General features: G+C 70.4%; 21 protein-coding genes. 16 read left to right on the top strand and 5 right to left on the bottom strand.

Annotation, left to right across the window (positions count from 1 at the left end):
• The first annotated feature begins 14 nt into the window (after window positions 1–14).
• Entirely contained in the window at window positions 15–1340 is a 1326-nt protein-coding gene (locus AC0T5L_RS16985) for an ABC transporter substrate-binding protein (RefSeq protein WP_476166463.1), read from the top strand.
• Window positions 1341–1788: 448 nt separating this feature from the next.
• Here the strand turns inward: AC0T5L_RS16985 and AC0T5L_RS16980 are convergent, their stop codons facing one another.
• Window positions 1789–2721 carry an alpha/beta hydrolase family protein gene (locus tag AC0T5L_RS16980; protein ID WP_476166462.1) on the bottom strand — a complete coding sequence of 311 codons (933 nt, stop codon included), beginning with the start codon at window positions 2719–2721 and terminating at the stop codon, window positions 1789–1791.
• 365 nt (window positions 2722–3086) lie between these two features.
• Here AC0T5L_RS16980 and AC0T5L_RS16975 point away from each other — a divergent pair, with 365 nt between their 5' ends.
• Entirely contained in the window at window positions 3087–3503 is a 417-nt protein-coding gene (locus tag AC0T5L_RS16975) for a ChaB family protein (RefSeq protein WP_476166461.1), read from the top strand.
• An 84-nt stretch (window positions 3504–3587) separates the two neighbouring features.
• Here AC0T5L_RS16975 and AC0T5L_RS16970 read toward each other — a convergent pair whose 3' ends face one another.
• The gene (locus AC0T5L_RS16970; RefSeq protein ID WP_476166460.1) at window positions 3588–4442 is read right to left on the bottom strand and encodes an SDR family oxidoreductase; all 855 of its coding nucleotides are present in this window, start codon (window positions 4440–4442) and stop codon (window positions 3588–3590) included.
• Window positions 4443–4672: 230 nt separating this feature from the next.
• Between AC0T5L_RS16970 and AC0T5L_RS16965 the strand changes: the two genes are divergently transcribed.
• Complete coding sequence (locus AC0T5L_RS16965) at window positions 4673–6769, top strand: catalase (protein WP_476166459.1); 2097 nt, start codon at window positions 4673–4675, stop codon at window positions 6767–6769.
• Window positions 6770–6790: 21 nt separating this feature from the next.
• The gene (locus AC0T5L_RS16960; protein WP_476166458.1) at window positions 6791–7756 is read left to right on the top strand and encodes a TIGR03557 family F420-dependent LLM class oxidoreductase; all 966 of its coding nucleotides are present in this window, start codon (window positions 6791–6793) and stop codon (window positions 7754–7756) included.
• A gap of 176 nt (window positions 7757–7932) precedes the next feature.
• Here AC0T5L_RS16960 and AC0T5L_RS16955 read toward each other — a convergent pair whose 3' ends face one another.
• Window positions 7933–9312, bottom strand: a complete 1380-nt coding sequence (locus tag AC0T5L_RS16955; RefSeq protein ID WP_476166457.1) for a cytochrome P450 family protein — start codon at window positions 9310–9312, stop codon at window positions 7933–7935.
• Window positions 9313–9833: 521 nt separating this feature from the next.
• Between AC0T5L_RS16955 and AC0T5L_RS16950 the strand changes: the two genes are divergently transcribed.
• From AC0T5L_RS16950 to AC0T5L_RS16930, 5 genes are read left to right on the top strand one after another with little or no spacing between them, the layout of a single operon-like run.
• On the top strand, window positions 9834–11087 hold the full coding sequence (locus tag AC0T5L_RS16950) for an SWIM zinc finger family protein (protein WP_476166496.1): 1254 nt from the start codon (window positions 9834–9836) through the stop codon (window positions 11085–11087).
• Window positions 11084–12625 carry a DUF5691 domain-containing protein gene (locus tag AC0T5L_RS16945; protein WP_476166456.1) on the top strand — a complete coding sequence of 514 codons (1542 nt, stop codon included), beginning with the start codon at window positions 11084–11086 and terminating at the stop codon, window positions 12623–12625. The genes AC0T5L_RS16950 and AC0T5L_RS16945 overlap by 4 nt, the downstream gene beginning before the upstream one ends.
• Window positions 12626–13741, top strand: coding sequence for an ATP-binding protein (locus tag AC0T5L_RS16940; protein WP_476166455.1), 1116 nt, complete (start codon window positions 12626–12628; stop codon window positions 13739–13741).
• Complete coding sequence (locus AC0T5L_RS16935) at window positions 13741–16155, top strand: DUF5682 family protein (RefSeq protein WP_476166454.1); 2415 nt, start codon at window positions 13741–13743, stop codon at window positions 16153–16155. Before AC0T5L_RS16940 ends, AC0T5L_RS16935 begins: the two co-directional genes overlap by 1 nt.
• Window positions 16152–17306, top strand: coding sequence for a VWA domain-containing protein (locus AC0T5L_RS16930; RefSeq protein WP_476166453.1), 1155 nt, complete (start codon window positions 16152–16154; stop codon window positions 17304–17306). Before AC0T5L_RS16935 ends, AC0T5L_RS16930 begins: the two co-directional genes overlap by 4 nt.
• Before the next feature lie 209 nt (window positions 17307–17515).
• Here AC0T5L_RS16930 and AC0T5L_RS16925 read toward each other — a convergent pair whose 3' ends face one another.
• Window positions 17516–18367, bottom strand: coding sequence for a VanZ family protein (locus AC0T5L_RS16925; protein ID WP_476166452.1), 852 nt, complete (start codon window positions 18365–18367; stop codon window positions 17516–17518).
• A gap of 66 nt (window positions 18368–18433) precedes the next feature.
• Entirely contained in the window at window positions 18434–18952 is a 519-nt protein-coding gene (locus AC0T5L_RS16920; RefSeq protein ID WP_476166451.1) for a hypothetical protein, read from the bottom strand.
• Between the two features lie 247 nt (window positions 18953–19199).
• Here AC0T5L_RS16920 and AC0T5L_RS16915 point away from each other — a divergent pair, with 247 nt between their 5' ends.
• From AC0T5L_RS16915 to AC0T5L_RS16885, 7 genes are all read left to right on the top strand, one after another.
• Complete coding sequence (locus AC0T5L_RS16915) at window positions 19200–19346, top strand: hypothetical protein (protein WP_476166450.1); 147 nt, start codon at window positions 19200–19202, stop codon at window positions 19344–19346.
• A 155-nt stretch (window positions 19347–19501) separates the two neighbouring features.
• A complete protein-coding gene (locus tag AC0T5L_RS16910; RefSeq protein ID WP_476166449.1) occupies window positions 19502–20917 on the top strand; it encodes a DUF6177 family protein in 1416 nt (471 codons plus the stop codon).
• 273 nt (window positions 20918–21190) lie between these two features.
• Window positions 21191–21526 carry a cell envelope biogenesis protein TolA gene (locus AC0T5L_RS16905; RefSeq protein WP_476166448.1) on the top strand — a complete coding sequence of 112 codons (336 nt, stop codon included), beginning with the start codon at window positions 21191–21193 and terminating at the stop codon, window positions 21524–21526.
• Complete coding sequence (locus AC0T5L_RS16900; protein ID WP_476166447.1) at window positions 21523–21897, top strand: DUF6507 family protein; 375 nt, start codon at window positions 21523–21525, stop codon at window positions 21895–21897. The genes AC0T5L_RS16905 and AC0T5L_RS16900 overlap by 4 nt, the downstream gene beginning before the upstream one ends.
• Complete coding sequence (locus tag AC0T5L_RS16895; protein ID WP_476166446.1) at window positions 21894–24323, top strand: hypothetical protein; 2430 nt, start codon at window positions 21894–21896, stop codon at window positions 24321–24323. Before AC0T5L_RS16900 ends, AC0T5L_RS16895 begins: the two co-directional genes overlap by 4 nt.
• The gene (locus AC0T5L_RS16890) at window positions 24307–24987 is read left to right on the top strand and encodes a pentapeptide repeat-containing protein (RefSeq protein ID WP_476166445.1); all 681 of its coding nucleotides are present in this window, start codon (window positions 24307–24309) and stop codon (window positions 24985–24987) included. The genes AC0T5L_RS16895 and AC0T5L_RS16890 overlap by 17 nt, the downstream gene beginning before the upstream one ends.
• Window positions 24988–25709: 722 nt before the next feature.
• The gene (locus tag AC0T5L_RS16885) at window positions 25710–26411 is read left to right on the top strand and encodes a Crp/Fnr family transcriptional regulator (RefSeq protein WP_476166444.1); all 702 of its coding nucleotides are present in this window, start codon (window positions 25710–25712) and stop codon (window positions 26409–26411) included.
• Window positions 26412–26414 lie beyond the last annotated feature (3 nt).

Here is a 26414-nt window from a genome sequence, read left to right as displayed (position 1 = left end):
CGAAGGAGAACACCATGCGAAACCGCAGCGGAACCCGGACCGCACTGGCTGCGGCCCTGGCTCTGACGATGCTCGCAACCGCGTGTGGCGGTGCGGGCGAGGTCGCCGAGAACGAGGAGGTCGATCTGGACGTCTCCACCGGCGTCACCGACGACTCCGTCATCATCGGTAGCCACCAGCCCCTGACGGGCCCGGCCGCCCCGGGGTACCTCGCGATCTCCCAGGGCGCCAGGGCCGTGTTCGAGTACGTCAACGCCCAGGGCGGCGTGAACGGACGCGAGATCGACTACCGGGTGGAGGACGACGCGTACGACCCGTCGAGCACCATCGACGTCACCCGGGAGCTCGTCATCGAGGACGAGATCTTCGCGATGGTGGGCGGTCTGGGCACACCCACCCACAGCGGTGTCCTCGACTACCTCAACGAGGAGGGCGTGCCCGACGTCTTCCCGGCCTCGGGCGCGCTGGCGTGGAACAACCCCGAGGAGTACCCGCTGACCTACGGCTGGCAGACCGACTACACCAAGGAGGCGAAGGTCCAGGGCGAGTACATCGCCGAGAACCTCGCCGGTGAGAACGTCGGTTACCTGTACCAGAACGACGACGTCGGCGAGGACTCCCAGGCGGGGCTCGACCAGTACCTCGACGAGGAGGTCGTGGCCCGCGAGCACTACGAGTCCGAGGTCACCGACATCGGTTCCCAGATCGCCGAGCTCGAACGCTCGGACGCCGACGTGGTCGTGTGCTCCTGCATCCCGTCGTTCGTGGCGCTCGCCATGCTGGAGGCGTCCAGTATCGGCTACGAGCCGCAGTGGGTGGTCTCCAGCATCGGCGGTGACACCGCGACCCTCCAGGGACTGCTGGCGAAGTTCGCGGGTGACGCCGGCATCGACGACGTCCCCGCCGACGCCTTCCTCGACGGCATGATCATCACGAGCTACATGCCGCGCGTGGAGGACGAGAGTGACGAGTGGGCCCAGTTCTTCATCGACGTGTACGAGGAGCACGGTGAGGGCGGCACGGTCACCAACACGCACATCTTCGGCATGACCCAGGCCGTCATGTTCGCCCAGGTGCTCAAGTCGGCGGGCGAGGACCTCACCCGCCAGGCGCTGATCGACGCCCTGGAGACCCAGGAGTGGCAGGGGCCCAGCCCCGTCCCCTTCTCCTCCAGCGACGGTGACCACGGCGGCCACCAGGGTGTGTACGTCCTCCAGTACGAGGAGGGCGGCGACATCGAGACCATCCAGGACACGCGTGTGACCGACCGCGAGGGCGGTCCCAACGAGGAGGTCGACTTCGAGGCCCTCGGTCCCGACGAGCTGCCCTTCCACGACTGATCACCGGTCGGCGCCCCTCTCCGGGGCGCCGCCACCGGACGGTCGCCCGGTCTCCACGGGCCCCGCCCGGAAGCCGTGGCCTTCGGCCCCGCGGGCTCGCGCCCCGGGGCCGTTCGGCGTTCGGGGGCCGTGGGTTCCCGGAACCGGGAGGCGGGTCCTGCGGCCTGCTCCCTGGCTCCTTCCGCGGCCTGCTGCATCGGGGCCTGTCCCGTGGCACGTCTCGGGACCTGCCCCGTGAGACCTCTCCCGCGGCTTATCTGGGGCCTGGCATATGGCCTCTCTTCCGCGACCGGTCCCCGCTGCCTCTCCCGCGGCCTGCCCTCATGGCGGTCCGGTCCACCCGAGCACCCGGGCACACGAGGGCGGCGGCCCGGAGGGAGGTCCCTCCGGGCCGCCGCGGTGCTTCGAGCCCCGGCCCGCGCTGTCCTCGCGGACACCGGGGACCGGATCAGGTGAGGTGCGGGCAGGTGTCCCGGTAGTCGGAGAAGTCCGAGAACCAACCGGTGTCGGGTGGCGGGCACAGGAACTGCTCGTAGCGCTCGTCCTCGTCAACGAAGCGCTTCAGCCAGGAGATGCTGTACTTGGCGATAGCCGTGTTGGACGTGTTGGGCGCGAAGTGGCTCGCGCCGTCCAGCTCCAGGTAGGCGCTCTCCAGGTTGCTGCTCAGACTCTCGTAGAACGGGATGGAGTGCGAGCGCACCGAGGCGATGCTGTCGTTCTCGGCACCGATGATCATCGTGGGGACCTGGACGCTCGACCAGCGCTTCTGGGTGTGCCAGGGGGTCAGCGGGATCGCGGCGCGCAGCTCCGGCCGGTCCTCGGCGGCGGCGAGCGTGCCCCCGCCACCCATCGAGTGGCCCATCACGGCCATGCGGTCGCCGTCCACCCGGTCGGCCACGTCGCTGTCGTCCGCCAGGTAGTCCAGGGCGGACTCGATCTGGCGGCCACGGCTGTTGGGCTGGTCGTAGCGGGTGTTGGTGTCGATGGTGAACACCACGAAGCCCTGTGAGGCGATCCGGTGCCCCATCCACGACATCGTGGACGAACTCGCGGTGTAGCCCGGGGCGACCACCACGCCGCCGAACGTGCCCTCACTGGTGTCGGTGGGGTAGTAGATCGTGCCGCCGCCGAAGCCGCTCACCAGCGACGACACGCTGTCGGTGTCGGTGTCGAAGTGGCCACGGGTGGCGGTGACGCTCGACTCGCTCGGCGCGGGGCCGCGCTCGTACTGGCTCGCTGCCTGCGCCGGGGCGACGAAACCGCCGGTGACGCCCGCCACGAGCGTCAGGGTCAGCGCCGCACGGGCGGCGAATCGGGGCACCCGGGACAGGGGACCGCGGCGGGCGCCGTTGGTTTCGGGGGAAAGGGGGTATGTTTGCACGCCTTTTTCCTTCTCTCGTGCAGCGGGAATCCGCGCACCTTTCGGTAAGCGCGGACCAGGGGTTTTCCCGTTGGGGGAATCCGACCTGCTCGCACCACAGGGATCTCGGTGCGTCGGTCGGTATCAGGTTCCCGGCCTCTCCCTAACGGAGAGAAAAAAGGAGACCGGGTACCAAAAAATTAACCTCCCTTCGCTCGTGGGTTCACTATGGTTTCGCTTTGGTGAACGTGCATCCGTGGAATCACCAGTAGTGACGGAGAGCAGTTCACGGGGCTGAAACGACCCGATTCGGGATGCCACGGTGTTTTGGTGACATGTTCCTGGGCAGGCGGATCGTGTAGGCGTACGACGAGGGAGTGAGAACCATGCCTGGTGCCAGTGAACTTCCGTCGACCCTCCAGAGGTCCCCGAAGAAGGCTCAGCGCACATGGATCAAGGCGCACGACTCGGCCGTGGAGGAGTACGGCGAGGGCGAGCGTGCGCACCGTGTCGCCTTCGCGGCCGTCAAGCACGAGTTCGAGAAGCAGGGCGACCGCTGGGTGCCCAAGCAGCGCTCGGGCCCCTCGGACGAGCAGGCATCCAACCCCGAGGCGGGCCCCGGACGGGGCAAGGACAAGAAGACCGCCGGGGGAGTGGACGCCAACGCCACCAAGGAACACCTCTACGAGCAGGCGAGGGAACTCGGCGTCGAGGGGCGCTCGTCCATGAGCAAGGGTCAGCTCGTGGACGCGCTGCGCAAGGAGAACGACCGGCGCACCGCCAGAGTCCGCTCGTCGTCCTGACGGGCCCCTCTCCTCTTCCGATGATCCTGCTCCCAGTGCCACTGACAGTGGCACTGGGAGCAGGATCGTTCGCGCGGTGGCCGGCTAGCTCGACTGGATCTCCCCGCCGATCGGCGACAGTGTCTCGCCGCTGTAGTACGACGACATCCGGCCGCTGGCGAAGAACACGTACGAGGGGGCGATCTCGTCCGGATCGGCCGCCCGGCCCATCGGTGCCTGCTGGCCGAACCCCTCGGATCCCCTCTCCCCGAGCGTGGCGGGGATGAGCGGGGTCCACACCGGCCCGGGCGCCACACAGTTCACCCGGATGCCACGGCCCATGAGTGTCTGCGCCAGAGAGGACGACAGGTTCATCACCGCGGCCTTGCTCGCCGCGTAGTCGATCAGCGACTTGTTGCCGCGCAGGCCGTTGACCGAGCCGGTGATGATGATCGAACCGCCCTCGGGGATGTGCTCCAGGGCCTCGCGGACGGTCCAGAAGACCCCCATCACGTTGACGTCGAACGTGCGACGCAGCTGCTCGGTGCTCAGGTCGGCGAAATCGTCCACCGGCTTCTGGGTGCCGGCGTGCTCGACCAGGACGTCGATCCCGCCCAGCTCCTCGACCGCGCGGTGGACCAGATGGGCGCAGACCGACTCGTCGGCGATGTCCCCGCGCACGCTCACGGCCTTGCGCCCCTGTTCCTGGACCAGTTCCACCGTGTGCTGGGCGTCGGCGTCCTCGCTGAGGTAGCCGAAGACCACGTCGGCCCCCTCCTTGGCGAAGGCCACGGCGACGGCGCGGCCGATCCCGGAGTCGCCCCCCGTGATCAGGGCCCGCTTCCCCCTGAGCAGGCCGCGGCCCTCGTAGTCGCGCATCTCGTCCCTGGGACGCGGATCCATCGGCTCGGTCCGGCCCGGATACGGCTGGCTCTGCGCCGGGGGCGAAGTCTCGGACATGGTCGTCTCCCCTCTGTCTCCTCGGTCTTCTGGCGTGCCCGCCCCTACCCGTCTGGCCTTCTTCGACTCGGGCCGGGCCCGATCACGGAACCTTCCTTTGCCCCGGCCGGGAGGCGGTGAAGGACGCTCCAAAACGGGGTCAACCACGTTTGTCCGCGAACCGCGTTGGTCAGAGGGACGGGAGGTAGGAGCCCTCGGCACACAGAACCCGCCGACCGACGGAGGTTTTCATGAACGCGGACGGGCGTGACGGTAAGGACCGTCAGCTTGACGGGGACCGGGTCGACGCCGACCAGCCTCTGACCACCGATACCGGCGTCCAGGTGGGAGACACCGACAACTCGCTGCGCGCGGGTGCGCGGGGGCCCACACTGCTGGAGGACTTCCACGCCCGCGAGAAGATCACACACTTCGACCATGAGCGCATCCCCGAGCGGGTGGTGCACGCGCGCGGCGCGGGCGCCTACGGACACTTCCGTCCCTACGAGGGGCTCTCCGACGTGACGGCGGCGCACTTCCTGAGCAGTCCCGACGTCACCACGCCGGTCTTCGTCCGCTTCTCCACGGTCGCCGGATCCCGGGGCTCGGCCGACACGGTGCGCGACGTCCGCGGGTTCGCGACGAAGTTCTACACCGAGGAGGGCAACTACGACCTGGTCGGCAACAACATGCCCGTCTTCTTCATCCAGGACGGGATCAAGTTCCCCGACTTCGTGCACTCGGTGAAGCCCGAACCCCACAACGAGATCCCCCAGGCCCAGTCCGCGCACGACACCCTGTGGGACTTCGTGGGCCTACAGCCCGAGACCACGCACATGATGATGTGGCTGATGTCGGACCGGGCGATCCCGCGCAGCTACCGGACGATGCAGGGCTTCGGCGTCCACACCTTCCGTTTCGTCAACGCCGAGGGACGCGGCACCTTCGTCAAGTTCCACTGGAAGCCGCTGCTGGGCACGCACTCCCTGGTCTGGGACGAGGCACAGCGCATCCAGGGCAAGGACCCCGACTTCAACCGGCGCGACCTGTGGGACTCCATCGAGCGCGGCCAGTTCCCGGAGTGGGAGCTGGGCGTGCAGCTCGTGCCGGAGGAGGACGAGCACAAGTTCGACTTCGACCTGCTGGACGCCACCAAGATCATCCCTGAGGAAGAGGTTCCGGTCCGTCCGATCGGCAAGTTGACCCTGAACCGGAACCCGGACAACTTCTTTGCCGAAACCGAGCAGATCGCCTTCCACACCGCCAACGTGGTGCCGGGCATCGACTTCACCAACGACCCGCTGCTCCAGGCCCGCAACTTCTCCTACCTGGACACCCAGCTGTTGCGCCTCGGCGGTTCCAACTTCCAGCAGATCCCGGTCAACCGCCCGGTCGCGCCGGTGAGCAACAACCAGAGGGACGGCTTCGCCCAGCACCGCGTGCACCGGGGGAGGACCTCGTACTTCCGCAACAGCCTGGGCGGCGGCTGCCCGTTCCTGGGCCACGGGGAGGGCGTCTACCACCACTACGCCGAGAAGGTGGAGGGCGACAAGATCCGGGTGCGCAGTGAGAGCTTCGCCGACCACTACTCGCAGGCCACGCTCTTCTACAACAGCCTCGCGGACTGGGAGCGCGACCACCTGGTGGATGCGTTCCGCTTCGAACTGGGCAAGTGCGAGGAGCTGGAGGTGCGCCAGCGGGTGGTCGCCAACCTCAACCAGGTGGACCACGGGCTGTCCGTGCGGGTGGCTGAGGGGATCGGTGTCGAGCCCCCGGAGGAGGAGGCCGTACCCAACCACGGGCGCTCCTCGCCCGCCGTCAGCCAGCTCAGCACCACGTTCGGTTCCGTGGTCGGCCGCCAGGTGGCCGTGCTGGTCGCCGACGGGGTGGACGAAGCCGCCGTCGACGCGTTCCGGGAACCCCTGGTCGGGGCCGGGGCCGTGGTGGAGCTCCTCGCGGCCACCGACGGCGCGGTCCGCACCTCCAACGGGGGAGTGGTCACCGTGGACCGGGCCTACACCACCGTCTCCTCGGTGCTCTACGACGCGATCCTGGTTCCCGGAGGGCCGGACTCGGCTCGGGCGCTGGTCGGGGACGGGCTCGCGCGGCACTTCGTCCTGGAGGCGTACAAGCACCACAAGCCGGTGGCGGCGGTCGGCGCCGGAAGGGAGCTGCTCGCGCCCCCGCTGCCGGACGAGGTCACCACGGCGGCAGCGGCCGATGCCCCCCGGACGGAGCTGGGCGTGGTCGTCTCGCCTGAGGCCGGAGCGGAGAGCGTCGCCGAGCTCACCCGGTTGATCGGAGCACACCGCTACTGGGACCGGCCCACCGCGTCGGTGCCCGCCTGACCGAGAGGGAGACGAGAGGCCATGAAGGTCGGTTTCAAACTGTTCGCTGAGGCCTTCGGTCCCCGGGAGATCGTGGAGCAGGCCGTCCGCGCCGAACAGGCGGGGTTCGACTTCGTGGAGGTCAGCGACCATTTCCACCCGTGGCTGTTCAGCCACGGCCACTCCGGTTTCGCGTGGTCGATGCTCGCCGCCATCGCCGAGCGCACCGACCGGATCGAGCTCGCCACCGGTGTCACCTGCCCGATCCTGCGCGTGCACCCGGCGATCGTCGCGCAGGCCGCGGCCACCACCGCCCTCCTGTCCGAGGGGCGGTTCACCCTGGGGCTGGGTTCCGGTGAGCGCCTCAACGAGCACGTGGTCGGCAAGGGCTGGCCCAACGCGAGCAGGCGCCACGAGATGCTGCGTGAGGCGATCCAGATCATCCGCCTGCTGTGGACCGGCGGCTACCACTCCTACGACGGCAAGTATCTGACCCTGGAGGACGCCCAGGTGTTCGACCTGCCGGGCGAGCCGCCGCCGATCATCGTGGCGGCGGGCGGCGAGGAGGCCGCCCTGCTCGCCGCCGAGCTGGGTGACGGCATGTTCTGCACCGAGCCCAGCAAGGCGCTCACCCGCGTCTACCGGGACACCGGCGGCACCGGTCCCCGCTACGCCGAGGTGCCCCTGGCGTGGGCCACCAACGAAGGCGACGCCCTGGACTCGGCGCGCGACATGTTCCGCTTCGCCCTGACCGGGTGGAAGGTGCAGTCGGAGCTGCCCAACCCGGTCAACTTCGAGGCGGCCACCACCCTGATCAGCAGGGACGCGATGCGCGACGTGTTCGGGTGCGGGCCGGATCCGGAAAGGCACTTGGAGGTGGTTCGCGAGTTCGCCTCCGCCGGATTCGACCGCCTGTGCCTGATCAACGCCGGCCCCGACCCGAAGGGGTTCTTCGACTTCTTCGAGAGGGAGCTGTCCGGACCGATCCGGGCTATGGGGCCCTCCTAGGGCGTTGGCCGCGAACGTCGCCGGCGTGACGGGCAGGACCCGGTCCCCGTCGGTCCCGTACTCGTAGCGGGTTTCGAGCGCCGCACCTCGCTACGAGTACGGGACCCACCGCGCGGAGGCCGGGGGCGCGCCTTGCCCGGTCACGGCGCGACCGGGCCGCGTCCGCCGGACACGTGCTAGGACCGCAGTCCGCGCCACCAGCTGAGGACGCGTCCCAGCAGGTCGTCCTCGGGGGCGTCGGCATCCTCGGCCTCCGGGGCGCGGCCGGATTCGGCGGGCCCCCGGCGCGGCGGGGTGACGGGTCGGTCCGGGGTGAAGGTGACCGGCAGTTCGCGGAGCCCGCGTACGAACGGAGACGGCACCCGGCGCAGTTCCTCGGGCTCCACGGCCAGCCTGACCCTGGCCAGCCGTTCCTGGAGCGTGGTGACGGCGATCGCGGAGGTCATCATGGCCAGCTCGCGGGCCGGGCAGGCGTGCGGTCCGGCACCGAACATCAGGTGGGCCCGGCTCCCGCTGGACACCCCGGTGCCGTCGTCACGGCCGCACCGCAGGGACGGGTCGCGGTGGGCGGCGGCGAAGCCGATGAGCAGGGCGTCTCCCGCCCGGATCCTGGCGTCTCCGATGCGTGTGTCCTGGAGGGCGATCCTGGCGGGCAGGATCTGGCAGGGCGGATCGGTCCACATCACGTGGTCGAGCAGCTCTTGGACCGACAAGAGGGCGTCGGCGTGCGCCGCGCGGACCTTGTTGTCGGTGAGCAGAGTGCGCATCGTGTTGCCGATGAGGTGTGTGGTGGCCTGGTGACTGGAGTTGTTGATGAGCGCGGCCTGATGTGCGACCTCATCGCTGCTCAGCCCGATCGGGTGTTCCAGCATCCATGACACCAGGTCCGGCCCCGGGCGCCCGCGCTTGCGGGCGACCAGTTCGGAGAAGTACTGGTGGATGCTGGCGACGGCGTCCTCGCCGCGTCCGGCGTCATCCCCCAGGACGATGCCCGTGAGGTCCCCGAGCATGTATCCGTACTCGTCGGGGAGCCCGTACAGGCTGTTGACCACCAGCACGGGCAGCGGACTGGCGTACTCGGAGATGAGGTCTGCGCTGCCGCTGGCGATGAAGGAGTCGACCAGCTCGTCGGCGATCCGGCGGACCGTGCGCGCTGTGGCGCTCATGTCCACCCTGGCAAGGCCGTCCACGATGGGTGAGCGCAGCCGGGTGTGCTCGGCCCCGTCGGCGTACAGGGCGTTGGGGCGCCACGAGAGGGTGGGGCGGGCGTCGGCGAGGTCGACGCGGCCCGCGCCGACCTCGCGCCAGCGGCGGGTGTCGCGGGAGAACATGTGCTGGTTCTGTAGGACGGCGAGGTTCTCGTGGTAGCCCAGCAGCAGCCAGGCCCGTACGCCGTTCTCCAGCTCCACCGGCGCGACGGGGCCGTGGCGTTCGCGCAGCTCGTCCCAGAGCCCGTCACGGACGGTGCCGGGGGCGGAGCCGTAGAGCCGGGTGACCTCGTCGGGCTGCCCACGGGACGCGGTGGCGTCCGGGTCGCCGGGTCGGGCTGTCGTCATCGGGTGCGCGGTACCCGGGAAACGGGAACCGCTTCCCTCCCTTCGGGAGACGTCGTGCTGGCGCGGCGAGAGGCGGGGGAAGCGGGACCGTCCTCCGGACGGGGAGGGACTGTTTGCTGGCGGACCGGTGGGTGAACGGCACCCTGGTCGTGGCATTCTAGAAGTGCGGGGGGGCTTTTTCAACAAGCCTGAGGAAATTCGGACCTCGGGCTTTCGGTATTGGGATAAAGCGTCCAGAAAACACGAAACGATTTCAAGGAGCGCTGAAATGCCCTATGTGCAGGGTATCCGCGCTCCGCCATGGCCGCTCCGCGGCCCGAGCCTGGCACAGGGGTACGACAGTTCCGCCGGGCTCGTGAAGGGCCCGTGGGCACGTTTGGGAAAGGGTTTCCGAAAGGCTGTCCGAACCCCTCGTTCTGTCGCACCCGCTCCGTAGTGTTCTCCGTGTGAGCGATCGATGGAGTACTGACGACGTATGGGCTCTGGCTCCGGACCCCGCCTCCCGCAAGGCCGCCCTCAAGGTGGCCAAGGAGGGGTCCTGGCCCGAGCGCGGAGTGGTCGCCGCCCCCTCGGGTGGCACCTCCGCCGTGTGGGGTGAGTGCAAGGGCAGCGGGTCCAAGCCCTATCTGGCCGCCGTTCACCTGGACGGTGCCGGAGGCACCGCCTACAAGTGCAGCTGCCCCAGCCGCAAGATCCCGTGTAAGCACACCCTGGCCCTGCTCGCCCTGTGGGCCCAGGACCAGGTGGCGCTTCGCGAGGAGAGGCCCGAGTGGGTGACCAACTGGCTCTCCGGCCGGGCCGCCCGCCGGACACGCGCGGAGAGCAGCTCCTCCGCCGTACCCGCGGACCCGGAGAGAGCGGCCGCCACCCTCAGGGAGAGGGAGGAGTCGGTCGGGGCCGGGATGGACGAGCTCCGGCTCTGGCTGCGCGACCAGGTCGACGCCGGGCTGGCCGAGGTCCCCAAGTACGGCTACGGCCACTGGGACCGCATGGCCAAGCGCCTGGTCGACGCCAAGGCGGGCGGCGCCTCCGCCCGCGTCTCCCAGCTGCCCGGCGCGGCCCGCGGGGACGCCTGGCCCGAGCGTCTGCTGGAGAGGCTCAGCCTCCTCCACCTACTGGCCAGCGCCTACAGCGCCGGGGACGCCCTCGACGAGCGGACCCGCGGCGCCGTCCGCGCACGTGTCGGCATCACCACCAGGACGGAGGACGTCCTGGCGAACGGCGAGCGCGTCCACGACACGTGGCGGGTCCTGGGCTGGCGCGACACCAGCACCCCCGACGCCGACATGCGCACCCGCCGCCTGTGGCTGCGCGGTACCGGTACCGCGCGCACCGCCCTTTCGCTGTCCTTCGCCCGATCCGGGCAGGCCCCCGTCACCCCGTTCCGGGTCGGCACCGACGTGACCACCGAGTTCGCCTTCTACCCCGACGGCCACCGCGTCGCTCCCGTCCGCGAGGGCGACACCGGTTCCGCGCCACCGCCCGAGGGAGGCACGGTCGCCGAGGCGCTCGACGCCTTCGCCGCCGCCGTCGCCGAGGACCCCTGGTGCGACACCTGGCCGGTCGTGCTCGACCGCGCCGTGCCCGCCTATGACAGCCGGTGGTACCTCACCGACCCCGAGGGCGCCGCACTGCCCCTGACCACCACCGAACCCTGGCGGCTCCTCGCGGTCACCGGCGGCCACCCCTCCACCATCGCCGCCGAGTGGTCGCCGGGGGAAGGACTCACCCCCATCGCCGTGTGGGACCGGAACGGAAAGGCGGTCTCCCTGTGACCGGCACCCGTGCCTCCGAAGCCCCCGACCCCCTGACCACCACCGACTCCTGGGGACGCCTGGTCTCCACCGCCCTGGTCGGCACCTCCAAGCGCTCCGTTCCCGACACCCCCGACCTGCCCGCCACCCCGGAGGGCGGGGGCGCCGCGGCCCTCCTGGACCGGGCCGCCCTGGCCACCGTCCGCCGCGTCGCCGGGCACGTCCCCGTCACCGGGATCGCGTCCGTCACCCCCGACACCGAGGACCAGCGCCCCGAGGTCGGCTCGGCCGCGACCGCCCGGTTGGAACGCATTCTCGCGACGCGGCACGAGTCCCTCCAGGAATGGCTGGAGCTGGTGGCCGCCAGCGGACGGCGCGCCGCGCACTCCAGCATCCCCTCCCTCCTCGACCAGGGCGTGCGCGACGGTCGGCTGCGCCCCGAGCTCGCCGCCGCCGTCGGCGCACGCGGCCTCTGGACGGCCCGGTTCAACACCGCCTGGTCCTACGTGCTGGCCGAGTCCACCCCCGACGGCCGCTTCAGCGAGCGGGACTGGGAACGCGGTACCCCCGGCGAGCGGCGCCGTTCGCTCGCGACCCTGCGCGCCACCGACCCGGACCGGGCCCGCGAGCTCCTCACCGGCGTCTGGACGGGTCTGGCCAGGGCGGAGCTGCGCCGACGCCTGTTGGAGGCGCTCGCCACCGGGCTCGGTCCCGCGGACGAGGAGTTCCTCGAAGGGGCGTTGGACGACCGGAGCGCCAACGTGCGCGGTTACGCGCTCTCCCTGCTCACCCGCTTGCCGGACAGCGCCCACGCCGTACGGTTGCGCGGCCACGCCCGCGCACACGCCGCACTGTGCGCGGACGGCTCCCTGCGGGTGGATCCCGTCCACACGCGCGGCGCCGCGATTCACCGCGACCTCGCCCTGGCGGAGCCCTCCGGGCACACCGAGACCAGGCACGAGGGGTACGAGCGGGTGTGGGCGCTGGTCACCCACACGCCACTGGACGTGTGGCCCGGCCTGCTCGGCACCGACCCCTCCGGTGTCCTCGCGGCGGCCGAGAAGAAGCCCCGGGAGCACGACCGGCTGCTCGACGCCTTCGTCAACGCCATCGTGGTCCGCCGGGACGCGGAGTGGGCCAGGGCCCTCCTCGGGACGCTCGGCTCCCGGATCACCCAGCACCTGGGTGTCCACGGGCGGCAGTCCTCCCAGCTGAGGAAACTGCTGGACCTGCTGCCGGTCGGGGAGCGCTGCGCGCACGTGCTCGGAGTCCTCTCCGACAAGGCCGCCCTCATCCGCTGGAGCGAGCTGCTGCACGCCACACGAGGCCCTTGGACACCGGAACTGAACGCACGGGTGGTCGGGCGCCTGCACACCAGGGGCCGCAAGCACGACCACCACGGATACCGGGAGGTCTGCGAGGCCGCCGCCGCGCACATGCCCCCCGAACGACTCGCCGACCTGCGAACGCAACCCCCGTTCGACGGTGCCTCCGCCGACGCCTACCTCCAGCTCCGGGACACCCTCCAGTTCCGACTCGACATGCACAAGGAGTTCTAGTTGACCACCTCCGCCCCCTCCTCCCAGACCGAAGCCGCCCAGGCCCTGCGCCCGCACGCGGAGCAGACCTACGCCGCCGAGATCGAGGCGCTGACCAAGGTCGACGGTCGCCAGCGCCCCCCGGGCTGGAAGCTCTCCCCGTGGGCGGTAACCCAGTACCTGCTGGGCGCCACCCTGGACGACGGCACCGAGATCACCCCCAAGTACATCGGCGCCCGACGCATCGTCGAGGTCGCCGTGGCCACCCTGGCCACCGACCGGGCGCTGCTGCTCATCGGCGTCCCCGGCACCGCCAAGACCTGGCTCTCCGAGCACCTGGCCGCCGCGATCTCCGGTGACTCCACCCTGCTCGTCCAGGGCACCGCCGGGACCTCCGAGGAGGCCGTCCGCTACGGCTGGAACTACGCGCGGCTGCTCGCCGAGGGCCCCTCCGAGGCGGCCATGGTGCCGAGCCCGGTCATGACCGCCATGGCGCGCGGCTCCATCGGCCGCATCGAGGAGCTCACCCGCATGCCCTCCGACGTGCAGGACGGACTCATCACCGTGCTGTCGGAGAAGGCCCTGCCCGTGGCCGAGCTGGGCGTCGAGGTGCAGGCCCAGCGCGGGTTCAACATCATCGCCACCGCCAATGACCGTGACCGCGGTGTCAACGACCTGTCCAGCGCGCTGCGCCGCCGGTTCAACACCGTGGTGCTGCCCGTGCCCGACAGCGCCGAGGACGAGGTCCGCATCGTCACCCAGCGGGTGGAGCAGCTCGGCCGGGCCCTGGACCTGCCCGAGGTGCCCACCAGCCTCACCGAGATCCAGCGGGTGGTCACCGTCTTCCGCGAGCTGCGCTCGGGGGTGACCGAGGACAACGGCACCAGGGTCAAGTCCCCCAGCGGAACGCTGAGCACCGCCGAGGCGATCTCGGTGATCACCAGCGGCATCGCGCTGGCCACGCACTTCGGTGACGGGCGGCTGCGTCCGGCCGACGTCGCCGCCGGCATCCAGGGCGCCGTCGTCCAGGACCGGGTCTCCGACGGCGTGGTGTGGCGCGAGTACCTGGAGACCGTCGCGCAGGGGCGCGAGGGCTGGGGCGAGTTCTACCGCGCCTGCCGTGAGGTGGGCGCCTGATGGGTCGTTCCCGACTGGACACGAGCGGGCTGCACGTCCTGGGCGTGCGGCACCACGGCCCGGGTTCGGCCCGGGCCGTCCGGGCGGCCCTGGAGGAGATCAAGCCCGACGCCGTGCTGATCGAGGGTCCGCCGGAGGCGGACGCGCTCACCTCCCTGGTGGGCGGGCTGGAGCCGCCGGTGGCGCTGCTGGCCTACCTCGCCGACACCCCCAAGGGGAACGCGGCGGGGGACGGGGCCGCGAAGAAGGAGGACGCGGCCGGGAAGAAGGGTACCGCGGCCGAAGGCCGACGGTTGAGGGTGGCGGAGGGCGACGGGTGGGCGTTCTGGCCGTTCGCCAGCTTCTCCCCGGAGTGGGAGGCGCTGCGCTACGCGGTGGCGGGCGACGTGCCGGTGCGCTTTTGCGACCTTCCCGCCGCGCACACCCTCGCCGAGCGGATCGCCGAGTCCGAGGAGCGGCGAGCCGGGGCCGACGGGCCCGACGCGGCCGGTGCCGCGGGCGGGCCGGACGAGGAGGGGACCGAGAGCAGCGGCGCCGGCGAGCCGGAACGGGTTCGTCTGGACCCGCTCGGGGTACTCGCCGAGGCCGCTGGCTACGACGACGCCGAACGCTGGTGGGACGACGTCATCGAACAGCGCGGCGACGGGGAGCCCTCCCCCTTCCCCGCGATCGCCGACGCCATGGCCGCCGTCCGCGCCGAGTCCGGCCCCGAGCGGGGGCGGGAGGCACGCCGGGAGGCGTACATGCGCCAGACCCTGCGCGCCACCCTCAGGGAGGGGCACGAACGGGTCGTCGTGGTCTGCGGCGCCTGGCACGCCCCCGCCCTGCGCGACCTGGCCGACTACCCCGTCAAGGACGACACCGCCCTGCTCAAGGGCATGCCCAAGGTGAAGGTCAACGCCACCTGGGTGCCGTGGACCCACGGGCGCCTGGCCACCGCCAGCGGCTACGGCGCCGGTGTGGCCGCGCCCGGCTGGTACCACCACCTGTTCACCGCGCCCGACCTGCCGGTGCACCGGTGGCTGACCGACGCCGCCCGTATCCTGCGGGAGGAGAGGCAGACGGTCTCCTCCTCCCACGTCATCGAGGGCGTGCGGCTGGCCGAGAGCCTCGCCGTGCTGCGCGGACGGCCACTCGCCGGACTCGACGAGGTGTCCGAGGCGCTCACCTCCGTTCTCTGCGAGGGCGAACCCACCCGGGCGGCCCTCGTCCACCGCCGGATGGCGATCGGCGAGCGGATGGGATCGGTGCCCCCGTCCACGCCCATGGTCCCCCTCCAGCGCGACCTCATCACGGCCCAGAAGCGTCTGCGGCTCAAGCCGGAGCCCTTCGACCGCGACATCGACCTGGACCTGCGCAAGGACAACCAGCGCGAACGCGGGGTACTGCTGCACCGGCTGCGGCTGCTCGGTGTCGACTGGGGTGTTCCGCGCACCCCCGACGGCGGACAGAAGGGCACCTTCCGTGAGTCGTGGCGGCTGCGCTGGGACCCCGACATGGACGTGGCACTGATCGAGGCCAGCCGGTGGGGTACCACCGTGGCGTCGGCCGCCGCGGCCAGGGCGGTCGGCACCGCCGAGGACGCGGACCTGCCCGCGCTGACCTCCCTCACCGAGCGGTGCCTGCTCGCCGACCTGGGTGAGGCCCTGCCCAGGGTGCTGTCCCTGCTCACCGACCGCGCGGCCACCGACAGCGACGTCACCCACCTGATGGCGGCACTGCCCCCGCTGGCCCGCTCGGCCAGGTACGGGGACGTGCGCGGTACCGACGGCGCGCACCTGCGCACGGTCGCCGAGCAGATCCTGCGGCGCGTGTGCGTCGGACTCGCCCCCGCCGTGCACGGTCTGGACGACGACGCGGCGGTGGAGTTCGTCAGGCGCATCGACGCCACGCACACAGCCGCCACCCTCCTCGGCGGGGAGGGGGAGCGGGCCTGGACCGCGGCCCTGGTCGCCCTGGTGGGGCGGGACACCCTGCCAGGCCGGATCGCCGGACGGGTCAACCGGATGCTGTCGGACGCCGGGCTGCTGGACGGCGACGAGCTGCGCCGACGCCTCGGCCTGGCGATGTCCCCGGGCACCGAGCCCTCCTCGGCCGCCGCCTGGCTGGAGGGGTTCCTCCAGGGCAGCGGGCTGATCCTGGTGCACGACGAGCACCTGCTCGGGCTGATCGACACCTGGCTGCTCGCGCTGCCCGAGGAGCGGTTCACCGCCGTGCTGCCGCTGCTGCGGCGCACCTTCGGGTCCTTCGACGGCTCTGAGCGCCGGGAGATCGGCGCGTCCGCCCTGAGGCTCGGGTCGGCGCGCGCCACCGACGGCGGCGTCCGGGCCCGTGCGGACGTGGACACCGAACGCGCGGCCCCGGCCCTGGCCACCGCGCTGGCCATCCTCACCGAAGGAAGGAGCGGCGCATGAACGCCGTGGACGAGCGGGAACGCCGCTGGCGACTGGTACTCGGCCGGGAGGCGCAGTGCCCCTCAGGGCTCGGTACGGCCGACCAGGGGATGGACGCGTCCCTGGAGGCGCTGTACGACCGGGACGGGTCCGGGACCAGCGCTGAGCGCTCCGCCGGCCTCGGCGGTTCGGCGCCCCGGGTGGCGCGCTGGCTGGGCGACATCCGCGAGTACTTCCCGTCCTCCGTGGTGCAGGTGATGCAGAGGGACGCCATGGACCGACTGGGCCTGCACCAGCTCCTCCTGGAGCCGGAGATGATGGAGGCGGTCGAGCCGGACGTGCACCTGGTGGGGACACTGCTCTCACTCAACCGGGTGATGCCCGACCAGGCCCGCGAGTCCGCCCGCGCGGTGGTGCGCCGGGTGGTCGACGACCTGGAGCGGCGGGTGGCGCAGAAGACGCGGTCCCTGGTGCAGGGCGCGATCGACCGGTCGGCGCGCACGCACCGGCCGCGCCGGGCGGCCGACATCGACTGGAACGCGACCATCCGCCGCAACCTGGCCCACTACCTGCCCGAGCACGACACGATCGTGCCGCAGACCCTGGTGGGCTACGGGCGCCGCAGCCGCGGCGTGCAGAAGGACGTGGTGCTGGCGATCGACCAGAGCGGATCGATGGCCTCCTCCGTGGTCTACGCGAGCGTGTTCGGCGCGGTCCTGGCCTCCATGAAGACCCTGCGCACGTCCCTGGTCGTGTTCGACACCGCGGTCGTGGACCTGACCGAGCAGCTCACCGACCCGGTCGAGGTGCTGTTCGGCACCCAGCTGGGCGGTGGCACGCACATCAACAAGGCCGTCGCCTACTGCCAGGAGCTGATCAGCAAGCCGAGCGACTCGGTCTTCGTGCTGATCAGCGACCTGTACGAGGGCGGTGTCCGAGAGGAGATGCTCAGGAGGGTGGCCGCCATGCAGGCGGCCGGGGTCCAGGTGGTGGTGCTGCTGGCCCTCTCGGACGAGGGCGCGCCGTTCTACGACCGCCGGAACGCGTCCGCGCTCGCCGAGATGGGTGTGCCGGCCTTCGCCTGCACCCCCGACGCGTTCCCCGAGCTGATGGCCGCAGCCATCCAGGGGCAGCCCCTCACGTCCTGGGTGGAGAAGCACCAGGACGCCTGATCCGGTCGGGCGGGGCCGTGGCGGTCCCCGCCCGCCCTCAGCCCTCCGCCGGGGGCGGGCGGTTCCCATGCGCCTCCCACGTCCCCGGGTGGGGAGCGGGGCGGGCAAGGAGGCCGCCGAACCCGACAGAGCCGTCCGTCAACGTGTTCGGGCCAAAGCCCGACTCCGCCTCGGCCCCTCTCGCCTTCGGTCCGGACCGTGAGCGGGCCTCACCCGGCGGGGGCGCGTCCGCGGGCCAAGCGTCGGACGAGGGCCGCTGCCGAGGCGGCCATGGCCGCCCCCACGGCCGATCCGACGACGTTGACCAGAACGTCGCCGGTACTGGCGCCGCGTCCGGCGGCCATCGCCCACTGGACGGTCTCGATGGTCAGGCTCAGGGCCGGGCCGTAGAGCAGCCGCGAGGGCCACGAGCCCAGGGCCAGGCAGGCGACGATGCCCACGGGTACGAACAGCAGGGCGTTGACCAGCTTCTCCTCGACGATCAACGACTGGTACCGGGCGGGCTGTCCCTGGGCATCGATGACCGGCCGCACCTCCGCGAGGACCCTGGCGGCCCCCTCGGGGGAGACCTCCCCTCCCTCCGGGGTGAGGACGACCTCCCGGCCGTCCGTGGTGGGGTGGACGACGTAGTCGATCTCCTGGCCCCCGGCCTGTTCTCCGAGCCCGACCCGCCCGTCGCGGGCCTCCTCCACCTGTTCGGGGGTCAGCTCCCGGGGCGTGTAGTAGGCGAGGGCGTCCTCGTATTCGAGGAAGACGCTGAACTCCTCGGGCTCGACGCGCTCCTCCTGCTCCTGCTGCCACCGGAGTTCCTCGTAGGCGCTGAGGGGGTTCCAGTCGACATGGCGTGCCTGTCCGGTTCCGACCAGCTCCCAGCTGAAGATCGGCATGGCCAGGACCGCCAGGTAGACGACCGTGGCCGCGGCGAGCAGACCGCGCAGGACGGGGCGGGCGGTGTCCGGCCTCCTCCCACGCCACTGGGCGAGGAGCAGGGCGGACAACAGGAGTGACACCAGCACCACGGCAACGGTCAGCGGGGTCACGTGGAGCAGGACCATCCACATGGGGCTTCCAACAGGGGAGAGCCCCGGCCGGACGGGCGGCCGGGGCGCGGTGGGGAGGGGGTGGGCTCAGTTGCAGTGCACGAGTTCGGTGTGGTACTCAGCGCCGCTGACGAGCCTCATGACGCCGCGCACCCGCTCGGAACGGGTGAGGGGGAAGGCCGCGCTCGCACTGCTGCTCACGGTCTGCCAAGCGGAGGGCGAGCTCTGCCCGCCGTGGGCGTACCGCACCCGGAAGTTCACCGTGATGCTGCTGCCGCTGTACTTGGTGTAGTCCACCTTGGCCTTGCGGCATCCGGTGGCGACGATGCGCAGCCTGCCGTTGGTCAGGTAGCCGTATCCGGTGTCCAGGGTGGAGAGTTCGTCCTCGGAGTAGGTCTCCTCAAGGTAGGCGTCGACGCTCTCGACGTCTCCCTCCGCGCCCACCTCCAGGACCTCGTGGTCGTTGGTGATGAGGATCTCGGTCTCACTCACCGAGGTCGTCTCGGCGGTGTCCCGGGCGAGGGCGGAAGCGGGGGCCAGGGCTGAGAGCAGGGTCGCCGCGAGGACGATGGCGGTGCCCTTCAGGGACATGTTCCCGAATCTCATCAGCGTCACTTTCGTCTGGGGCCGGGTGGTACCGGCGGAGAACACGGGTCCGCCGAGACCTGGAGGAGGCTACAGCACTTTTTCTCGCGGTCACAAGACGTGATGGGGCGCTCTTCCGCCACACTGGTGCGCATGGTGATGATGTGACTCGGGGGACAGATTTCCCTGCCCTGGCAGTGCTTTTCGGTACGTGCTCTGTCCGCGATTCCGTAGCACAGGAAAACAGGGCTGAGTTTCCGCTCCGGCCGTGACTAGACGCGGTTCCCCCTCCACCATCGATGGAATCGGCATGGCGCTGAACAACGCCAAGAGCCCGCAGGCGGCGGTCCCCGCCCGCTCCCAGCCCTCCGCCGGGGGCGGGCGGTCCCCGTACGCCTCCCGCGCCCCCGGGTGAGGAGCGGGGCGGGCAGGAGAACGGGCTAAGCGGGGCGAACCAGTTTCTTCGGTGACGTTTTGACTATGCTCACCCACGAACGGTGATCCGCTCCGTGGCTGGGCCGAGCGGCGCCGGTGGCTTCCCCGCCCCCAGACCTCCAGCCGGGAGAGCCGTTGAGCTACGACGTGGTGGCCCTGGTCGCGGGGAAGCCCGACGACCAGGCGGTCATCGCGGCATTGCAGGACGTCGATCCGGAACTGCGGCTGCATCAGCACGAGGACACCAGAGTCCTACAGGTCCGGGACGAGGACGGTCACCTCCTGGCCACGCTGGAGCCCGGGCAGCGGGTGGAGCACCCCGACGACGTCGTCCGCCTGCTCGGGCCGGAGGCCGTGGCGGGCCTGCCGGACACGTTCTGGTGGGTGGAGACCCGTGCCCGCCCCGACGAGCAGGGGCGCGAAGTGGCGCACCGGTTCGCCGACGGGCTCGCACTGCGGCTCGGAGGCGCGGTGTGGACGTCGGGTGAGGCCGACTTCGGACTGTGGGAGGAGCCGGGGCACCCGGCCGTCGAGCGCACCGCGGCCAGGGCGCTCCTGGTCGCCCAGGACCGCGCGGTGGTGCCCTTCGACTCCTGGCTCAGCGACGCTGTGGCCACGCACAGCGGGGAGAGGGCGCTCCAGGTGCTCACCCCGCCCACGGCAAGGCTGACCTACGGGGCCAGAACCTTCCTGGCCGGACCTCTGGGGCGCTGGGTGGTACGGGGCGAGGACGGTGACTGCTATGACGGCATCACCGGGCTGCCGGTGCACTGGGACACCGAGTACGGGTTCCTCGCGGCCAAGGAGCCGTCCGGACTGAACTGGGCCGCGAGGGAACCGGACGCCCAGCCGGCTCCGGGATTCCTCGCGAACTTCGCCGAGACCGCCGGGACGCAGCTCGTGGTGGAGGTGTCCGTGCTCCACCGCGACCCGTTCCCCCTGGATCTGGGGCGTGCGGCGGAGATCATCGCCGAGCACCTGGCCGGGCCCGCTCCGTCCGGGTGGGGCCTGCACGAGCCCGCGCTCATGGCCTGGGACCGTGACCGGCTGTCCGGTTTCACCCTGAGGCGCAGGCCCAAGCCGTCGGTCCTGTACCTGTCGGGTCCGCTGGGCCTGGGCCACCCGTTCTCCGGGCGGATCCACCTCACCTGGCGTGGGGACCAGGCCCTGGAGAAGGTGTCGGTGGTGACCGGGTTCGAGGACGAGGGCGCAGCACCGTTCGATGTGCTCCCGGAGCTGGTGGAGGCACTCGCGGCGGACGTGCTCCTGGAGGGTCTGCGGGTGCGCTGCCTCCCCGGCCGGAGCGACACCACCTACGTGCCGGTGTGGGCGGGGCCCGCTGTTCCGGTGGGGATCGCGATCGGACCGGAGCGCCTGCGCCGGATGGGGCCCGCCCGTGCCCAGGCGGGGCCGATCAGGGGCACGCTCGTCGGCGAGGGTGAGGCCCGGGCGGCCTGGTACCCCGTGCCGGGGGACGCGGTCGCGCCGCTGCGGGCCCTGAAACTCGTACAGGCGCAGACGGCCCACCTGGCCGCGGCCGACCGGGGGTGACGAGCGGGTGGGAGCGGTCTCCGAAGGGGACGTGCATCTTTTTCCCGCATTGCCCGGGGCTTCCCCCGCAGCGAGGGTGACGCACATCACCCATGCTGTTTCGCCTGCGCTTTCTTTTCCCGGCGTCCGGAAATCCATCTCCTGACCACCGCCAAGGTGACTTTCCCACCGAACCAAAACTCATCGTGGAGTGTCACCCCATATGCGCATACTGCTACAGATGCGCCATGAACTCGTGCGATGTCGACAAAACATACAAAGGGGAGACGCCGGATGAAGTTCGAGCTGGTCGAGCCGCCAGAGGGCACAGGCGAGGGCGCCGCCGAACTCCCAAACGAACACCGCCCGGCCACGGGCGGGGCAGTGGACGTTCCCGGTGTTCTCACCCCGGACGAGAGAAGGAGCCACTCCCCGGCCTCGTCGGTCAGGACACGTACGGGTGGGGCGGTCGCGGGCGTGCGCGCCTCGTTGAACCTGCTCAGGACCCACGTCGCCGAGCAGAGCGCGGCGGAGGCCCACGGGTCCGCCGCTTCCGTTCCACCAGCCGGACCCGGGGCCGCGTTCCACCCGCGCCGGTTCTCCGCCAAGGACGCGGATGGTCTCCGATGAGCGTGTGGAACATCGACGTCGCCGGGGTCTCGGTGGTCCTGACGACCTTCAGCGAACAGCTCGGGGTCGAGGGAGGCGGTTTCTCCTCCACCATCGACTCCACCGTCGACGGAATCGACATGGCGCTGAGCAACGCCAAGAGCCCGCCGGTGGAGGTCGCCCTGGCTGGTCTCTTCGGGCACTACACCAGCGAGACGGACGCGATGTTCCTCAAGAGCCTGGCCTGTCTCCAAGGAGCCAGTGACGCCACCCTGGCCTACGGCGAGGGCCAGGAGGAGATGGCCCTCGAAGCCCAGAGGGACGCGGGGGACGTCTCCTCCCTCGGCCTGGGCGGCGAAGGGGAACCGTTCACCATGGGAGGCCCGCGGTGACGGAGTCCGGAGGACTCGAACCCACGGAGGCCCAGAGCGGCGTCGGCCTGAACCCGTTCACACTCCTCGACCCCGACACGATCCCCTACCTCGAGAGCGACACCTGGTCGCTCAACTTCGCGGCCGAAACCCTCCGAAGCGGCGGGGATGAGCTCGCGGGCGGGGCCGAGGACATGCGTTCCACCTGGCAGAGCCTCCAGGCCCACTACACCGCGCCGGAGAGCGAGACGCTCTTCACCAAGATGGAACCGGTGGTGACCCGGGGCGAGGACATCGAGAGCGACCTGGGCACCGTGGCCGGGGCGTTGGAGGACCTGGCGGAGGCGGCCCAGACCGCGCGCAGGAAGCTGAACACCCTCCGGATCGAGGCGCAGTCCTTCTGGAACAAGCACAACGGCAAGAAGTTCTGGTGGCTCGACGAGGACGAGGAGACCGACACAACCGCCGTCGAGGAGAACCTGCGCCGCAAGTCCGATGTCAACGCGGCCTGGTCCGAGTTCAACACCGCCGAGGTCGACTGCGCCAACAGGATCTCCGCCGTATACGGGGGCCAGACCTTCGCGACCCCGGACAGCGCCAGCGGGAGCGGTGACGAACTCGTCTACGGGACCCCGGCCGACCAGGGAGAGTTCCCCGAGTTGGAGCTGGACAAGGGCACGGCCTTCTGGCTCGCCAACTCCGCCACCGAATGGGCCGGTGAGGAGTTCAACCCGGCCGACGCCGACTTCGACTCCGGCGCGGGGCAGGCGGCCTGGGACACTCTCGCGGTGGACCTGTTGTGGAGCACCACAGTGGGGCTGGTCGTCCAGAAGGGCTACTGGAACCCCCAGACCGGCTGGGCGACCAACGCACTCCACAGAAAGTACAACCAAAACCTCGCCGAAGAGGCGTCGGCGATGGAGATGCTCACCTACGCGGGTTTCCACGGCCAGGACGGGTGGCTCTTCGACCGCCACAGCGATGAGGACTACTGGGGAGCGGACTGGGGCACCTGGTGGGGCAACGTCAAGGACGCCGACCTCCTCGGGGACCTCGCGGAGGGGTACACCGGCTGGTCGGAGGAGGAGAACGACCCCGTCTACGTGACCTCCCACACCGTCATCAACACGGCCCTGCTGCTGGTTCCTGGCGGTGGTGCCGCCAAGGGCGGCAGCAGTCTGCTCAGGCTGGGTGCGGACAGTGATGGCCACGGCGGTCCCCACTCAGGCGGGGGTTCCGACTCCGGCGCGAGCGGGTCCGTGTCGGGCGGTGGTTCGGGGAGGGGTGACTGGCCGAGCAGCCCCCTGCCGGGTTCGGGAGAGGGGCGGCGCCCGACCGGCGAGCGGTTCGGCGACCTCCTCGAAGAGTTCGACTCGCCTCTCATAGGGCCGACCGGTCGTGGTCCCGACGCCCCCTCCTACCCGAGCTCGCCCCTGCCGGGCAACGGTGACGGCTCGTCCCCGCAGAACCCGGCCACGCCGCAGCACGGTGACACTCCGCGGCCCCAGGGCGGGGGCACCCCGCCTGGCCGTCCCCGCAACGAGGACTCCCCGAACCGCCCCGGTCAGGAGTCCGGGGCCCCTGCTCCGCACTCGCGCCCAGATGGCGGACCCCAGCGTGGGGACTCCGATGCCCCGCGGGCCGAGGAGTCGCCGGAGCAGCGCCCCCCGGGACGCGGAGACGATGACGTATCCAGTGACCAGGGCGATGGTCGGTCCCCGCGTCGTGACGACGACCGGGAAGACAGGGGCGGACCGCGCGAGGACGCGGAGCGCCCCGAACCCGCCACCGGCGGCGGCAGCGCGGGCGGCCGAGGCGGCGACGAGCCGCCCCGGGACCGCACCGGCACCGGAGGTGACAACGAGAACAACAGCGACGGCGAGCGTGACAACGATTCGTCCGAAGAGCCGGGTTCTGGAAACCCGGATTCGGGCTCCTCCGGTTATCAGAGTCCGGAACCGGGGTCGGACGCTTATGAGTCCCGCGTCGCAGAACTCATGGACGACCCGGCCAAAAAGAATGACAATCCGACTCAACGCCAATTGGGCAAGGCCAGGAGGGAAGCCGAGGTCGGTTTGGCGGCAGAACGTCAGGGACTGGTTCCTGGTCCCATTCAGCGCGCAGAAATCGATAATTCAGACCCTGCGTTTCAGCGAGATCAGGGTGATATCATCGACGGCGCCGGACAGCCCTGGGACATCAAGGGATTCCGGGACACCTTCCCAGCTGGACCAAAGGCGGGTCAACCCATGCCTCCAGGTATGAGGGGCGGGTTCGACATCAATCGGATCGATAATGAGATTCGAGGAGAAATCGATAATGGAGAGAATGTGCTCCTGGATATATCGGGGATATCAATGTCGAATAACCTGAACTCTCTGCGCAGCCTCGTGGAGAATAACTCCGAATGGGATGGAAAAGTGATCTTCGTTGAAGAAGGAGAGTGAGTCCGAAGCGATGTACGAGGCCGCTGCCCTACCGGTCGACAATGAGTCCGCGTCGGCCGTCCAGTCATACATTGACTGGCTGAACACACGCGGGGAGCGAGGGGAGGAACTTGGCGCATCCACGATGGACCTGCGAGGGGGAGACCTATCGGGAATCCCCATGAAATATCTGTACTTCATTCAAACAGACCTCAGGGACTGTATTTTCAATGGGTGCGACTTCTCGAAGTCGGAGCTCAGTGCAGCCATCCTTAATGGTTCGAAGTTCGTCGAGGTAAATTTCCTTAAGGCTGACTTGTCGGAGTGTGAGGCGCGGGAAACGGATTTCACTGGGTCCTCGTTCGTCGGTGCCAAGTTCTACCGTTCTGAAATAATCGGATCATGCTTCAAAGATGCGCACCTTAACGCAGCATGGATGTACGAGACGGATCTGCGTGAATCAGATCTGTCAGGCGTGTGGTTCGGTCCAGGCGGGGCTTCCGGAAATGCCGTGTTCAAGGAGGCCAAGGTCCTTGGATGCAGGGTGGTCGGAGCTGGCGGTTGGGTAAAAGGGACCGTAGACGTCGGCACGGAAAATGAGCCCCACGTCATCAGCGGTCCGGAGCTCGCCGAGTGGTTCCAAGGCAACGGAGCGCCAGACGTGAAAATTGCGGATGAGATCTGAATCACGGGTTGAGATCTCGGTTGCGTCCTCCGGTGTGCAGCGGACCGAGATCGCCGAAGCGGTCGCCACCCGACGGGGAGATCTGAACGCCTACGTCAGTCAAGCGGAGATCTATGCTCTCGCCTCCGCGGGGCGGGGATGGCACGCCGCCTTTCTCTGCCGCTCCACTAGGGGGAAACCTGTTCGAGAACTTTCTCGGAAGTGCTACGTTCTCCCCCGTCGATGTGGAGGAGATCGAGGACATCGACGACGAACTGCGTGAACGGCTCCCTGGTTCCATCGGAGCGCCCCGATCAGCGGTTCCTGCCGGTACGCCGGTTCACCACTGGTGGTGGAACGCCGCTTTCGACGCGTAAAGATCGGGGGGTGTTGCCTGGCGGTTTGAGGCTGGCACCCGCCGGAGTACGCAAGGCACGCATCGACAGCGGTGACCTCGCCCTTACTGGCAATGTCGGCGGTCGAGAGTGCCGCTAGGGGCAATCTCGACCTGTGAAGGCTCCGGGTCACCGCACCAGCCACCGCAAGCCCCGCCGCCGGGCGGCCGGACCCTGGCCTGCTGCACCCTCGCCGCCAGCGCCGGAGCCCTCGCCCCGTGCCGCGGCGGATTCGGCCGCACAGGCGGTGGCCGCGGCCACCGGGACCGGTGAGCGAGGGCGCGAATCCGGCCGATTCGCCCCTGTCCCGGGACCCGACCGGGCATCATGGGTCACGGGAGGACCGCGATGACAGGGAACCACTGGCCCGCCGGCACGTTCTTGGACAGGGTGGAGGACGACACCGCGACCCGTGTGCTCGGGATGGCCCCGCCCCGGCGCGCGTCGACGGGAGAGGTGCTGATCGGACAGGGCCAGCGCGGGGCGGAGGTCCTGCTGTTGTGCCCGGCCGAGGGCGGGGACTCCGCCTGCGCGAAGGTCACCTCGGACCTGCGCAGCGGGAACGAGGTGATGCTCGGGATCCGTGTCCACGGCGACGTCGTCGGCGAGATGGGCATGTTCCGCGGCGGCGGGGCCAGCGCCACGGTCACCGCCTGCACGCCGATGGCCGTGCGCGCCTACACCCACGCCGCCTTCCGTGACTTCCTGGCGCACCACCCCGACGCCTGGGAGGCGGTCGGGGCGGTCATGGGCGACCGGCTGGCCTCGTCCGACCGCCACCGCGCCGAGTTCGTCGGCTACGAGGTGGACGCCCGCCTGGCACGGGTCCTGGTGGAGCTGGCGAGGCGGCACGGCACCGCCGTCCCCGAGGGCGTCGAGCTCGGGGTGCGCCTGTCGCAGACCGACCTGGGCAAGCTCATCGGCGCGCGTACGGACGCCGTGGGCAACGCCATGCGCCGGTTTCGCCAGGAAGGGCTCCTGCTCTCGCGTTACCGTCGCGTCGTCATCGTGGAACTGGACAAACTGCACGCCGTGTACGAGAACGCGTGACCG

Source organism: Nocardiopsis sp. TRM 82005, from assembly GCF_056312425.1.
The sequence above is the reverse complement of the archived record's forward strand: the minus strand, read 5'-3'. Positions and strand labels throughout refer to the sequence as shown.

Bases quoted from the DNA above. Each gene is read 5' to 3' on its own strand.
- AC0T5L_RS16985 (WP_476166463.1), top strand. From the start codon at position 15: ATGCGAAACCGCAGCGGAACCCGGACCGCACTGGCTGCGGCCCTGGCT.
- AC0T5L_RS16975 (WP_476166461.1), top strand. From the start codon at position 3,087: ATGCCTGGTGCCAGTGAACTTCCGTCGACCCTCCAGAGGTCCCCGAAG.
- AC0T5L_RS16970 (WP_476166460.1), bottom strand. From the start codon at position 4,442: ATGTCCGAGACTTCGCCCCCGGCGCAGAGCCAGCCGTATCCGGGCCGG.
- AC0T5L_RS16965 (WP_476166459.1), top strand. From the start codon at position 4,673: ATGAACGCGGACGGGCGTGACGGTAAGGACCGTCAGCTTGACGGGGAC.
- AC0T5L_RS16960 (WP_476166458.1), top strand. From the start codon at position 6,791: ATGAAGGTCGGTTTCAAACTGTTCGCTGAGGCCTTCGGTCCCCGGGAG.
- AC0T5L_RS16955 (WP_476166457.1), bottom strand. From the start codon at position 9,312: ATGACGACAGCCCGACCCGGCGACCCGGACGCCACCGCGTCCCGTGGG.
- AC0T5L_RS16935 (WP_476166454.1), top strand. From the start codon at position 13,741: ATGGGTCGTTCCCGACTGGACACGAGCGGGCTGCACGTCCTGGGCGTG.
- AC0T5L_RS16930 (WP_476166453.1), top strand. From the start codon at position 16,152: ATGAACGCCGTGGACGAGCGGGAACGCCGCTGGCGACTGGTACTCGGC.
- AC0T5L_RS16925 (WP_476166452.1), bottom strand. From the start codon at position 18,367: ATGTGGATGGTCCTGCTCCACGTGACCCCGCTGACCGTTGCCGTGGTG.
- AC0T5L_RS16920 (WP_476166451.1), bottom strand. From the start codon at position 18,952: ATGAGATTCGGGAACATGTCCCTGAAGGGCACCGCCATCGTCCTCGCG.
- AC0T5L_RS16905 (WP_476166448.1), top strand. From the start codon at position 21,191: ATGAAGTTCGAGCTGGTCGAGCCGCCAGAGGGCACAGGCGAGGGCGCC.
- AC0T5L_RS16900 (WP_476166447.1), top strand. From the start codon at position 21,523: ATGAGCGTGTGGAACATCGACGTCGCCGGGGTCTCGGTGGTCCTGACG.
- AC0T5L_RS16885 (WP_476166444.1), top strand. From the start codon at position 25,710: ATGACAGGGAACCACTGGCCCGCCGGCACGTTCTTGGACAGGGTGGAG.